Consider the following 13,007-nt stretch of genomic DNA (forward strand, 5'->3'; position numbering starts at 1 on the left):
TCTTTAAAACAGTGATTTGTCAGCATGACCAGTTTTTCTAGCAGCACAACAGGCACCAGTGTCTGGATTAAAAACCCACTCGCCTGTTGGACAGGCAACACGCAGGACGCCAGCAACGGCATAGTGATTCAAGGCAACACCATTATCGAACTGGTCGCTGCAGGGCAATCGCCCGACAGTGTTTATGATTTCAGTTTTGATGCATCCAACCATGTAATCCTGCCGGGCTTGATCAACTGCCATCATCACTTTTATCAAACGCTCACACGCGCATTACCGGGTGCACTCAACAAGGAATTATTCCCTTGGTTGCAAGCGCTCTACCCTGTGTGGGCGAATCTAAATGACGATGCGATTTTTGCATCAACACAATTGGCACTGAGCGAATTATTGTTATCCGGCTGTACAACAGCTGCCGATCACCACTACGTTTTCAGCAGCATCATGCCGCACGCGATTGATGCGCAGGTTGCTGCCGCAAAAACGATTGGTAATCGCGTTACTTTAACGCGCGGCTCCATGAGCCTCGGCCAATCCAAAGGCGGCCTGCCGCCCGATACAGTGGTAGAAAGCGATGAAAAAATTCTCAGCGAAAGTGAGCGTTTGATTAATCAGTATCACGACACCAGCGAAAATTCCTTTTGCCAAATTGCGCTCGCGCCCTGCTCACCTTTTTCGGTCACGCCCGACTTAATGCGCGCAACTGCACAGCTCGCGCAAGAAAAAAATGTGTCACTGCATACGCATTTGGGTGAGACAGAAGATGAAAACAATTTCTGCCTGCAACAATTTGGTATGCGCCCGGTAGATTATTTGGAAGATGTAGGTTGGTTAAATGATCGCGTCTGGCTCGCGCATGGCATTCACTTTAACGATGAAGAAGTCGCACGCTTGGGCCATGCCTGTGTCGGTGTCTGCCACTGCCCTACATCGAATATGCTGCTCGCTTCAGGCATGTGTCGCACGCGAGATTTACGCAGCGCCGGCGCGCGTGTCGGTTTAGGCGTAGACGGCTCCGCCTCCAACGACGGCTCCAATATGATTCAGGAAGTGCGCCAAGCCATGCTGCTGCAAAAATTGCGCTACGGCTCCGCAAACTTCACTCATATCGATGCACTGCAATTGGCGACTAGTGGCAGCGCAAAATTATTACATCGCCCCGAACTCGGCGAACTCGCCGTCGGCAAACAGGCCGACCTCGCCTTATTTAATTTAAACCAAGCCCGCTTCTCCGGCCACGGCGACCCACTCGCGGCACTCATTTTATGCGGCGCCCACCAAGCGGATTACGTCATGGTCGGCGGTGACTGGAAAGTCAAAAATGGCGAATTGGTCGATGTGGACATTAACGAAATTATGTCGCGCCACGGCATCGCCGCAAAACGTTTACGCGAGATGGTTGCGCATTAAACTCGCCTGCTACTTTAGTTAGCAAAAAGCCCGCTCATATTGCTATGAGCGGGCTTTTTATTTTTTCTACAACCTTATCTTTTACTAAGCCAATTCAAAAAGCCTTTTACATAAAGCCCTCAATTGAATCGCTATTATTTCTGCTCTGGCGGAACATAGCCTTCGGCTTCATCGACTTTTTCACCGGACAGAAACTTTTCCATCTGTTCAGTTAAATATACTTTGGTGCCCATTTCCATTACGTTTAAACGTTTTTCATTGATCAGCAACGTCTGGTGTGCCATCCATTCTTGCCAAGCTTTTTTGGAAATATTATTAAATAAATCCAAGCCTTTGGCGCCTGGGTAGGGTGGCATATCCAAGCCTTCCAGTTCTTGTTGGTATTTGCGGCAAAAAACCATGCGGGCCATAGGTATCTCTCTTTTCTTTAAAGGTGTTTCACTTGGATTTAACAGATGCGTTCTTGCGCGTTTTCATTTTTGCAGTTGCTGCGCGCGGGTCTAGCTGCGCCAATTTTTCCAGCAGTTTTTTTACTGGTGCAGCCAACCCCAGAGCATCGGGCTGATGGGGATTGTACCAGTGTGTGGCGGCTTCACCGATAGTTTGCGGTGTTTTGGCCAATTGGATTAACACTGGCGTGATATCCAAATGGTAATGGCTGAACGTATGACGATAAGTATCCCACTGTTCCTGCGCGATCACCTCACCATAATGATCTTCGGCATATTCCTGCGCATCCATTTCACTCGCCAATTCGGGAAAGCTCCAGAGCCCGCCCCAAATACCTTGCGCCGGGCGCTGTTGCAGCAATAAATCGCCTGCAGGATTGCGCAACATGAGCAATTGCACCGATTTTTCCGGCAAGGTTTTTTTCGGTTTTTTACCCGGATAACTCGCCGGATTACCCTGCCCGAAAGCAACGCAGCCCATATTGATCGGGCACAGCTCGCACTTGGGTTTGCTGCGCGTACACAAGGTCGCGCCCATATCCATCATCGCCTGGGTGTAATGATTAGCGCGGATTTTGGGCGTGTAATTTTCGGCGATCTCCCACAACTGATTGGCTACATCCAACTGCCCCGGCCAGCCATCCACTGCGTGATAGCGCGCAAGCACACGTTTGACGTTGCCATCCAGAATCGCTGCGCGCTTTTGAAAGGCGATGCTCACAATCGCGCCTGCGGTTGAACGGCCTATGCCAGGCAAATCGGCCAAAGCATCGACAGTCGCTGGAAACTCACCGCCGTATTGATTCACCACCACCTGCGCGCACTTGTGCAAATTGCGTGCACGCGCGTAGTAACCCAAACCGGTCCACAAATGCAGGACTTCATCGATAGGTGCAGCCGCGAGCGACTCCACATTGGGGAAGCGTGCAATAAAGCGTTCAAAATAGGGAATGACGGTAGTGACCTGGGTTTGCTGCAACATGATTTCTGACAACCACACGCGATAGGCGCTGATGTCTTGCTGCCAAGGCAGATGTTTACGCCCGTGCTTATCAAACCATTTCAAAATGGACGCAGAAAAAGTGGATGCCATAAAAAATCAGGGAATGATGAGGAATGGGCGCGAATTCTAACAGGCCAGCACACAACTGGCCGAGAGAATTCACGCTTATTCGGCCCTTATTCCGCAGTGGTCTCGGAAGCGGCTTCGGGAACAGATTCAGAAGCGGCTTCGGCTGCAGCACTGCTGGAAGCGGAAGTGCCAAGACGTTTATTTAAACTCTGCTGTAACTTATCGAAGAGTTTGGTTTTTTCCTTTTCGACTTTTTCTTCCAGCTCGGCTTTTTTCTCCTCGTATTTTGCACCATGTTTTTCTTTGAGCTTGTACACAGCGTAATCTTTGGTCAGCTCGGTTAATAATGCTTTATCGGGACGGCAATCACTCAACGGATTAATTTCCGCAAAAGAACCTTTACAGCGCAGCAATTCCAAACCGCGCTCCAACCAATAGGTGTTGCCAATGCTACAACCGTTTGCACTGGTGCTCACTGCAACCTGTTCGGAAGTGACAGTATCGGCACTGTCTTTTATTAACTTGAAGGGTAATAAAATATCGTAGCTATCAGTTGCGAGATTAATTTTCCCGCTGGAACCTAACTGCAATTTTTCTACACCAGCATTAAAGGCTTCGATGGTAACCACTTCATTGCGTAGATTAATGTTGCCCGACAACTCACTTAGCTCGGTATATTCTTCCCAAACTTTTGTTGGATCTTGAGTCTGCGTAACCATGTTCACTAGTTTGCAAAACTGTTGTTCCAAATTGATTGGAGATACTCGCACCTGAGCACCCGAAAAAGTTGCGGTGCTATTCAGCGCCTTTATTAATTGGTTGACGGATTTACCTTGCGTAGTACCTTGTGCGTGCGACTGAATCGCGCCTTGCAAACCGAATTTGGAATCCATCTCCATATCTTTTAACAAAGGTGCCAATTCCAAACCTTTTACGTCTGCATCAAACTGCACCTGCGCCTGTTTGCCACGCGCATCCATTTTCCCTTTTGCGGTAATCGCACCGGCATAGGCATTTGCTTTGATATTTGGTTCGATAATGCCATTTTTCGCAGTCAGATTTAACGCAACATTTTCCAATAACATCTGATTAAAAATCAGTTTCTTTAACGCCAGCTTGGCGTTCACATTTAAACCGCGCAACATTTCCAGCGGCAGCTCCACATCCTCTGCTGGTGCAGCAGTTGCAGAAACCTGCTGAGGTGTTTCTGCTGGAGGCGGCAAATAGTCATCTGCATTTAGTTCATTACCCTCTAACACCAATTTAAGCGCAGAGGTGGAAAAATCGGTCACAGCTGCACTGCCGGAAAATTGCGTGTCATCCAGAGTTAATTGCAAATTATCGAGCGCAACATTGTTGCTGGTGCCTGCAACCGCAGCTGAAAATGCAAGTTTACTCAGTGCATTGTTATTTGCAGTTTCCAATTCGGTGCCCAGCGCGCTTAGCAATTTACGTGCATTGGTTTCAGCTAATTTTAATGTGCCTTCATAGGCGAGATTGTTTTGTAGATCAGTCAGGATCAGTGAGTAGTCAAGCGCAATTGTTGCTTTGTTATCGCCGCTCAACTCCAGCTGCAATTGGCCGTCATCTAATTTTATATTGCCCATCGCATTATCAATGCTGAGCGTATTTTTGATGGATGCTTGCAATTCCAGTTTATCCGCAGCCGCTTGTTCAAGCGCTATCACAAAAGAAGCATCAAATGGGAAGGGTTCAGCGCGAGTATTAGCATCGGTCATGGTGAGATTAATATCACGCAGCGATATTCGCTGACCGTTTTGCTCATCCTCATATTGAATTTGCGAGTTGCTCAAACTGATTTTTTCAATGTCCAGCTTCAGCTCGCTTGCTGTCGAATCTGATGCAGCAGAAGGTGCAGATTGCGCATCCGTTTTGGATTGACTCAGCGCCTCCCAATTACCTTTACCGCTTGCATCAACTTTCAACGAAATCGCAGCGCCATCGACCAATACATGATCCACCTGAAACTCGCCGGAAAATAACGGCATCAATGCGAGTAGTAGACTGGCCTGTTTTAATTCAGCAATAGATTGATCGGGGGTTTCCAACGCGGCGACGCGCACATCGTTTACTGCCACCCCCACACTCGGCCAAAACTTCCAACCTAAATCACCATTAATTTGCAGGGCGATGCCCTGATCTTTGGCAAGTGATTCAATACGCGGCTTGAAGCTGTTGGCATCCACCAAAAACACCAACGCAAGTACAAGAATGAGCAACAACCCGATCAATGCGATAAGGCTTTTTCCTAATAATTTCATAGGATCTCCTTATAAATTATCTAATTAACTTGAAGGCAAGAATTAACAAGATGAATCAACAAAATAATTGTCGATAAGTTTATTGACCCCCGCATGGACGATTTTGTTCAGCCATGCGGGGGAAGAGATGAGAATGCACTGCGAATTTTCAATGAATTATTGCGCATCCGTCAGGTGCAATTTGCTGATATCCGGCACCACTGGTTTAACTTCCGGTTTTAATTGGCCAAGGTCGCTGCCCGCTGGCGCAAGACCATAATCGGCCACATCGACAATGGCGGGGAGCACAATCGGGCGCTCATCCTCGGCGAGCAAATCACTGCCTGCCTCTGCGATACCCCAGTCTTCCAGTTCAATTTCAACCAGCGGCAACTCCCATTTTTCATCGGCACTGATCAGATCGGCACCGACGGCAGCCAAGCCCAAATCCGGCGCAACTACGGGTGCGATCATATCCTCAAGCACTTCAGCGGCATCAACCAGATTCCCCTCGGCCGGGCGCAAGCTCAGATTGGAGATATCTACCTGTACTGGCGCGGCAACGGCAGGCCGCTCTTTGGCAAGCAACAGATCGGCACCCAAGGGCGCTAGTGTCCAGACTTCCGCCGCACGACGCGGTACAGGTGTTGGGCGCGGCGCCACATTCGCGGGGCTGGCAGCACTGGAACAGACTTCCACCATCGCGCCCGCTTTGAGCAGGGCATCGCGGTATTTATGGGCAGTTGCTTCATCCAGCTTGCGTTTGAGTGGCACCGGACGCCCGGTGAATAACGCATCGATTTTGGCGGCATCTGCTTTAAACAACTGCTGCAAGCGGGCTTTTACATCGGCCAATTGATGACCAAAGACGATGTCGCCGCGGAAGATAATGTCGAACTCGGGAACACTCATAGTTTAAAAACCTGCAGAAATACATGTTTGAAGCATAGCATTCCTCGCGCCAAATACCGGCCAAACCAATCACACCCTTTTGATGGCAGGAACAGATTGCAGCGGGAAGGAGAATAAGGGCAATAAACAATGCGGAGAATGTAACCAAACAGTATTACACCGCGCTGGCGATTCACGCTGATGGCACCCATACTCAAGACCTATACCAATAATCTGTACATCAATAACGCGTATAGCAATCGATCCCTATAGAAAGGAGTAGCAATCTATGTTGCCCTTTATGCAGAAAAAATCGCACGAAGCCCGATTAGTAGAGAATGGTGCCCTGAGCGCACAAAGCAACGCGCGTATCAAGGTTGAGCAGGACATTACGTTTCTAACGGACCGCATCGCGGCTATGCAGGCGCACCCGCGCCCGAATGAGATGCTGATTGAGCACTATCAATCCATGCTCAAAAGCCGCGAGTCAGTACTGAAGTGGCTGCTTGATGGATGCGATGATGAAACCAGCAGCACCCAATCGATGACGGATCAGCGCAGCGCCTGACACCGCATCAAGCAGGATCAATCGTCGCTGAGGTGATGATCCATATCCAGCGCGGGCGATTCACCTTTGGGGCGACCAATCGGTTTGGCTGGCACGCCGGCGACTGTTGTGTGCGGTGCAACTGCATCCAACACCACACTGCCCGCGCCGATTTTTGCGCCCTCTCCTATCTCGATATTGCCGAGAATTTTTGCCCCTACACCAATTAATACACCGCGCCGAATTTTCGGATGGCGGTCAGTCTTCATGCAGCCACTGCCACCCAAGGTGACGCTGTGCAACATAGAGACATCATCTTCTATCACCGTGGTTTCACCGATCACAACACCAGTGGCGTGGTCGATCATAATGCCGCTGCCAATACGCGCACCTGGGTGAATATCTACATCAAAGGCTTGCGATATTTGATTCTGAAAATAGAGCGCCAGCGCGTTGCGCCCCTGCGACCACAGCCAGTGCGCAATGCGCCAGGATTGCAGCGCGTGATAGCCCTTAAAAAATAAAAACGGCATACAGAATTTATTGCAGGCGGGATCGCGCTCGCGGTGCGCACGAATATCGGCGCGCATCGCCAGCTCAATCTGCGGATCAGCCTGCATCGCCTCACTAAACACCTCGCGCAACATCATTGCCGGCAGCGCTTGACTATCGAGCTCATTAGCCAAATGAAAACTGATCGCCGCTGCAAAAGAGGCGTGATTCAAAATACTGGCGTGATAAAAACTGGCGAGCACCGGCTCATCGGCGCTCGCTTGCTGCGCCTCGGCGCGAATTTCTTGCCACACATCAAGGTGCGCAAAATTATGTGCGGGTGTTTGCATACTCATTCCAATCCAAATCGATTCTATCAACGCATCTTTTCAATCAAAGCGCCTTTTCAATCAACACGCCTTTTCAATCAGCGGCATTAACTCATCCATCGAGAAAAATACTTCAGCGCCCAGCGTGCGCATCTCGGCCAACAGGCAGTTGTCGCTGCCGTCGGCGTTGGGCGGGCAGTAACCCAAGGGGCGCATGCCTGCGGCAACGGCGGCTTGAATTCCGGTGAGCGAATCCTCAACCACAATCGCTTGCGTCGGCTCAACATTTAAGGTTTTTGCAGCGTGCAAAAATAAATCCGGAGCAGGCTTGCCGCGCGTCACATCTTCAAAGCTGAAAACACGGCCTTGCACGTAGGGCATGATGCCGGTTTTGGCTAAAGTCATACGCATTTTTTCATGCTTGCCGTTGGAGGCGACACAAAAGGGAATTTGCTTTTCTTTCAAGGCATCCAGCACCGCCATCACTCCTGCAACCGGCTCTAATTCCTGCTCGCATACCACCAATGTCTGCAATTGCACATGACGCCAGAACTGGGTTCCACGCTCGGTTTTTTCTGCATCAGTCAGCGATTTCCAATCATCCAGTTGCGACAGCTCTTCAGTGATCATACGGATACAATCGGCCACGGATTTTCCGCGATAGGTTTCCAAAATAGTTTCCGCACTCAGCTCGACCCCAATCTCTTTCAAACAGTCGCTCGATACCCGCGCGGAAATAATTTCACTGTCAACCAACACACCATCGCAATCGAAAATCACTAACATACTTACCTCTTTTCACTTAAGGACGCGGGATAAGGCACTTTAAATAACAGCGCCAAACCCACTACTAAAAATACAATCAACGCCGCCATGCCGATACGTGCAGAGTCGGCATAAAGCGTAAGGCTCGCCACTGCCATAGGCGCTAAAAATGCGGTTGCGCGGCCAGCGAGTGCATAAATTCCAAAATAACGCCCCGCCTCATCGACACTCACACTGCGCGCCATAAATGAACGCGAGGATGCCTGTACCGGGCCAAAGGCGACACCAATTAATAAACCGAACAGGATGTAAGCTTTTTCGGCGGGTGTCGCAAATAAACCGCCCGTATCGGCGCCGGAAAATTGAATCAACCCAAACAGTGAATAACCCGGGCCGGTCGAAATAATGCCGAGAGTGGCGATAATCAGGCAGATCAAACTCAGCACAATAACCTTCTTCGAGCCCATGCGCGCATCCAATCGCCCGGCATACACACAACCGCCAATCGCAACTACCAACAATAAAATTCCGTAGATACCCATCTCAATGGTCTGCCAACCAAACATGCCCGCGGCAAAGGTGCCGCCCAACGCGAGAAGGCCATTAACGCCATCTTGATAAATCATGCGCGCAATTAAAAATCGCAACAGGCCAGCGCGTCGCTTCAATTCCTGCAGCGTATTTTTTAATTCGCCCATGCTCGCCGCTATGGCAACCTTCAATGGCATTCCGGTTTTGCTGTCGGGCGTCAACAAAAACATGGGCAGGATAAAAATAAAATACCAGAGTGCGGCGTAGGGGCCAGTGATGCGCGCATCTTCACCCTGCGCGGCATCCAATCCAAATAAAGGTGCAATGCCGAGCAGGGTTTTCCCCGTCGCCGGATTACCGGCAAGAAACAGCAATACACTGAACAACACCACCAAGCCGCCCAGATAACCCAACCCCCAAGCAGTGTTGGAGACGCGGCCAATATCCTGAGGGGCAATCAAACGCGGCATCATCGAATCGTTAAATACAATCGAAAATTCTGCGGCCACCATCGCCACAATTATGCAGAGCAGAGGCAGCCATAATACCGAGCCGGGTTCGGCAAACCACAGCAAACTGAGCGCGATAATTTTTAGCAGCGCAAAAAACGCGATCCAACGTTTGCACCTACCGGTTGCATCTGCAATCGCACCCAACACCGGAGCCAGTAGCGCAATCGCAACACCGGCGATAGTCACGGTATAACCCCAAGCCGCCTGCCCGATCACCGGATCAGCAGCCAGGCGTGATACAAAATAAGGGCCGAAAATAAAGGTGATCACAACCGTAAAAAAAGGCTGTGCCGCCCAGTCAAATAACATCCAGGCGCGAATCGCTTTTTTGGATGCAGGTGGAGTCAGGTCAGAGCGAGTCAAAAGTTATTCCTTATTATTGATTAGACACAAAAATAAACCGCGCGTAGATCTCATCCAGATGTGCAAGCACAGTCTCTTTCAATTCCAAATCGGTTTGCTCCAACTGCTCGCGCAGTAGCTCCACCGAAAACTGACGCGCAAAAATCGTCGCTAAAGGCGCATAGCTTAAATGCCAGGGCTCAGGCGCAACGCCACCAGTATCCTGCGCATAAGGGCGGATAAAATCGCTATCGCCAAAACTCAACTCATTACTCAGCCAGCGATGGAACTCTGCGAAGGGGCCATCGCCTTGCGTCTCTTCAACCGTTAATTGCAATTGATAAGACGGATCAAGTTGCACTGCACCATAGACATCAATATCCGTCCCCCAGTGATGGCGCGATGCTCCCGGCAGCGCCGACCAACGCAAAATCGCAAAAACTTTTTCGCGCGCAGATAGCACGTGAATATCAATCGGCACACCCGCGTCATTTAACACCGGACGCAAACCGCGCGCCTTGTTATTCCAGATCATTAATTGTCGTTCAAAGCCGCGATAACTACTGGCCACCTTCAAGATAAATCCGGCGCTGGCGGCGCGCTGCGCTAACAGATGTAACGGATCGAGCACTTGTCGGTGCACACGGCATGACAAAAGCGGCGATTCCACCAATTCGCGCTCATCCAAGCCTAATAGCAATTGTTGCGTCCAATCACTCATGATGTATTCCCAGCAGTCTTATATTTGGAGATTAAAATCCGCGCACACTTACTGCACCATTGCGTTGCATTTTCACAATGACTTATCACGATTTGCACTAGAGGCAAGAGAAAACAATTGCACAAGACTTGCAAGCATGTAAGATAAGGCGGCGCTATAAACGGAAATTTTCAAACACAACACCTGATAAAAAATAATAAATGGAGATTGCATACAATGACCGTTAGTCATAGTGAGTTATTGCAATTAAAGAACCTTGGAATGGCATCAGTAAATATCTTGCGCGCAGTAGGGATCAATACCCTCGCTGATCTTAAGCGCACCGGCGCTGTTGAAGCCTATCGCCGCATTCGTGCGCGCGACATCAACGTCTCCAAGGTCATGCTTTACGCCCTTCAAGGTGCACTCATGGATGTGCACTGGAACGATATCCCCCCCGACCTAAAAGCCCAACTTGTCAGCGAAGCCGAATCGCCCGGAGTAGATAATTTCTCCAAAGCCACTGCCTGACGACTTGATCAAAATCAGATTCGGTTAACAGACTGAGGTTTTAAGCGCAATTTTTTCCCCGACACAGGCTACACTAAAAGCGCCTTACTAGCGCTTTTTTGTAACCGAGGGGTATATGCATCTTCCTACCAAGCAGTCCGAGTTAATGTCTGAGCTGGCCGCCAAGATGCGCGGCCTAACCGATCTTTTATGCGCCCAAACCGCACCCGCTGATGATTCCTTTACCATTGCCGCCAGCGACGATATTTTTGCCGATATCCCACCCACCCGCACCCTGCTAATCCTTGATGGACAGGTTGATTACTATCTTCACAACAAATTAGTGATGCGCTTTGAAGAGGGCGATTTACTCGGCTTACCGCGCAGCCTCAACCTACCCCAAGGGCAATTCAGTTGCAGCAGCCCGGTCAAACTTCAAGCCTATGAGCGCGATGCACTGGTCGAGCAAGCGAATAGCGACCTTAAATCCCAGCGCAATTGGGCGTACTTACTTTTATGCAACATCAGCTTTTACGAGCAGGCATTAACACAGGAATTGCGCACCGAATTTCAACCTTCAGCGGGTTTTCTGCACTTTCGTGCAGGCGAAACCATCATCAACCAAGGCGACCTTGCAGATCGCGTTTACACATTACTGGAAGGCACAGCCGATGCAGTCTGCGATGGCGTAAAAGTCGGCGAGATCAATCCCAATGAGATTTTCGGCGCCTTGGCGGTTTTCACCCGCCAACCGCGCATGGCGTCGGTCGTCGCCAGTAGCGATTGCACCGTTTTGGCGGTACGCAAAGAAGAGTTCATCACCTTGATTGAATACCAACCGCAAATCTGTTTGGGGTTGATTGAAGAAATGGCAGCCAAAATCAATCAATTGAATGGTCAATTACTGCAATTAAAAGGCGCTTAGTAGCATCCGCCCAACTTAAATAAGAATATTTCTCAAAAAAGCTTGACCAGGATAATGAGAACGATTATTGTTAACTCACTGCTGCACATCATCTCCCGTACAGCAGTCGAGTGGATTCAATAGTCGCCCTGCAAGTCGGTTACTGTATCTGCTCACCCCTAGGGTCTTTCCTCTCCGAAAGTCTCTCGGCTAACACGGTTGCTTGGGCCGCCCCTGTGGCGGCCATTTTTCTTCCCGCCTCTTATTTTCCGTTACGGATTTTTTACACTTTTTCCTTTCTTAACCTATTCGCGATTGAAATTCTTTTGCGTTGTACACATATACTCGCGTGACGTTGCGTTCAGGCAACGAATAATCAATTACCGGGAGAGACTATCGTGTTACGCATTGGCTTGTTTTTATTAACCAACATCGCTGTCATGGTTGTGGCGGGCATAGTGTTGAGCTTGCTTGGGGTAGGTAACTATCGCACTGCAGGCGGGCTGGATTTATCAAGCATGCTGGTGTTTTGTGCCGTGTTCGGTTTTGTCGGCTCATTTATTTCGCTTTTTATGTCTAAGTGGATGGCCAAACGCAGCATGGGCGTGCAACTGATCGAACAACCGCGCAACGCCGATGAACAATGGCTGGTAGACACCGTCACCGAACTCTCCCAAAAAGCCGGTATTAAAACGCCCGAAATCGGCGTTTTCCCTGCACAGGAATCCAACGCGTTTGCGACCGGCTGGAACCGCAACGATGCGCTGGTCGCCGTGAGTCTCGGCTTGCTGCAACGTTTTGAGCGCGATGAAGTGAAAGCCGTGCTTGCGCACGAAATCGGCCACGTCGCCAATGGCGATATGATCACCCTCAGCCTGATTCAGGGCGTGGTAAACACTTTTGTGATGTTCTTTGCTCGTATCATCGGCGACTTTGTTGATCGTGTATTACTGAAGAATGAAGACGGTCGCGGCTTTGGTTTTATGATAGCCACCATAGTTGCTGAACTGGTATTGGGCTTCCTCGCATCAATGATCGTCGCCGCATTCTCACGCTACCGCGAATACCGCGCCGACCATGCTGGCGCGACTTTGGCTGATCGCGGCGCCATGATTCGCGCACTGCAACGCTTGCAAGCTGAATCCAATGCAGGCGTTGAAAGCCCGCTGCCAAGCAGCATGCGCGCCTTCGGTATCAGCGGCGGCGTGCGCAATCTCTTCGCCAGCCACCCACCTCTGGAAGCTCGTATTCAAGCTCTGCGTGACAACGCGTAATTAACAACGGAGTGGCAA

13 protein-coding genes are annotated in these 13,007 nt (G+C 49.9%); 5 read left to right on the forward strand and 8 right to left on the reverse strand.

Annotation, left to right across the window (positions count from 1 at the left end; all coding sequences use genetic code 11):
- Positions 1-24: 24 nt before the first annotated feature.
- Complete coding sequence (locus SPL68_RS00615; protein ID WP_323813124.1) at positions 25-1,410, forward strand: 8-oxoguanine deaminase; 1,386 nt, start codon at positions 25-27, stop codon at positions 1,408-1,410.
- Between the two features lie 134 nt (positions 1,411-1,544).
- Here the strand turns inward: SPL68_RS00615 and SPL68_RS00620 are convergent, their stop codons facing one another.
- The 4 genes from SPL68_RS00620 to SPL68_RS00635 form a co-directional block, all read right to left on the reverse strand.
- Entirely contained in the window at positions 1,545-1,820 is a 276-nt protein-coding gene (locus SPL68_RS00620) for an oxidative damage protection protein (RefSeq protein ID WP_323813125.1), read from the reverse strand.
- Positions 1,821-1,848: 28 nt separating this feature from the next.
- The gene (gene mutY / locus SPL68_RS00625; protein WP_323813126.1) at positions 1,849-2,952 is read right to left on the reverse strand and encodes an A/G-specific adenine glycosylase; all 1,104 of its coding nucleotides are present in this window, start codon (positions 2,950-2,952) and stop codon (positions 1,849-1,851) included.
- 86 nt (positions 2,953-3,038) lie between these two features.
- Positions 3,039-5,213, reverse strand: a complete 2,175-nt coding sequence (locus SPL68_RS00630; RefSeq protein ID WP_323813127.1) for an AsmA family protein — start codon at positions 5,211-5,213, stop codon at positions 3,039-3,041.
- 156 nt (positions 5,214-5,369) lie between these two features.
- Positions 5,370-6,104 carry a hypothetical protein gene (locus SPL68_RS00635; RefSeq protein WP_323813128.1) on the reverse strand — a complete coding sequence of 245 codons (735 nt, stop codon included), beginning with the start codon at positions 6,102-6,104 and terminating at the stop codon, positions 5,370-5,372.
- 268 nt (positions 6,105-6,372) lie between these two features.
- Here SPL68_RS00635 and SPL68_RS00640 point away from each other — a divergent pair, with 268 nt between their 5' ends.
- Complete coding sequence (locus SPL68_RS00640; protein WP_323813129.1) at positions 6,373-6,651, forward strand: hypothetical protein; 279 nt, start codon at positions 6,373-6,375, stop codon at positions 6,649-6,651.
- A 17-nt stretch (positions 6,652-6,668) separates the two neighbouring features.
- Here the strand turns inward: SPL68_RS00640 and cysE are convergent, their stop codons facing one another.
- The 4 genes from cysE to SPL68_RS00660 are packed head-to-tail and all read right to left on the reverse strand — an operon-like array spanning position 6,669 to position 10,322.
- On the reverse strand, positions 6,669-7,472 hold the full coding sequence (gene cysE / locus SPL68_RS00645) for a serine O-acetyltransferase (RefSeq protein WP_416377402.1): 804 nt from the start codon (positions 7,470-7,472) through the stop codon (positions 6,669-6,671).
- 60 nt (positions 7,473-7,532) lie between these two features.
- Positions 7,533-8,237, reverse strand: a complete 705-nt coding sequence (locus SPL68_RS00650) for an HAD family hydrolase (RefSeq protein WP_323813131.1) — start codon at positions 8,235-8,237, stop codon at positions 7,533-7,535.
- 2 nt (positions 8,238-8,239) lie between these two features.
- Complete coding sequence (locus tag SPL68_RS00655; RefSeq protein WP_323813132.1) at positions 8,240-9,622, reverse strand: MFS transporter; 1,383 nt, start codon at positions 9,620-9,622, stop codon at positions 8,240-8,242.
- A gap of 13 nt (positions 9,623-9,635) precedes the next feature.
- A complete protein-coding gene (locus SPL68_RS00660; RefSeq protein WP_323813133.1) occupies positions 9,636-10,322 on the reverse strand; it encodes a M15 family metallopeptidase in 687 nt (228 codons plus the stop codon).
- Between the two features lie 216 nt (positions 10,323-10,538).
- Between SPL68_RS00660 and SPL68_RS00665 the strand changes: the two genes are divergently transcribed.
- The 3 genes from SPL68_RS00665 to htpX all read left to right on the forward strand — a co-directional run bounded on the left by SPL68_RS00665 (position 10,539) and on the right by htpX (position 12,989).
- The gene (locus tag SPL68_RS00665) at positions 10,539-10,832 is read left to right on the forward strand and encodes a TfoX/Sxy family protein (RefSeq protein WP_323813134.1); all 294 of its coding nucleotides are present in this window, start codon (positions 10,539-10,541) and stop codon (positions 10,830-10,832) included.
- 115 nt (positions 10,833-10,947) lie between these two features.
- Positions 10,948-11,736 (forward strand): Crp/Fnr family transcriptional regulator, encoded by a 789-nt coding sequence (locus tag SPL68_RS00670; RefSeq protein WP_323813135.1) that lies wholly within the window; start codon positions 10,948-10,950, stop codon positions 11,734-11,736.
- A 377-nt stretch (positions 11,737-12,113) separates the two neighbouring features.
- Entirely contained in the window at positions 12,114-12,989 is an 876-nt protein-coding gene (htpX, locus tag SPL68_RS00675; protein ID WP_323813136.1) for a protease HtpX, read from the forward strand.
- Positions 12,990-13,007 lie beyond the last annotated feature (18 nt).

Source organism: Cellvibrio chitinivorans, from assembly GCF_035117775.1.
Taxonomy (GTDB): Bacteria; Pseudomonadota; Gammaproteobacteria; order Pseudomonadales; family Cellvibrionaceae; genus Cellvibrio; species Cellvibrio chitinivorans.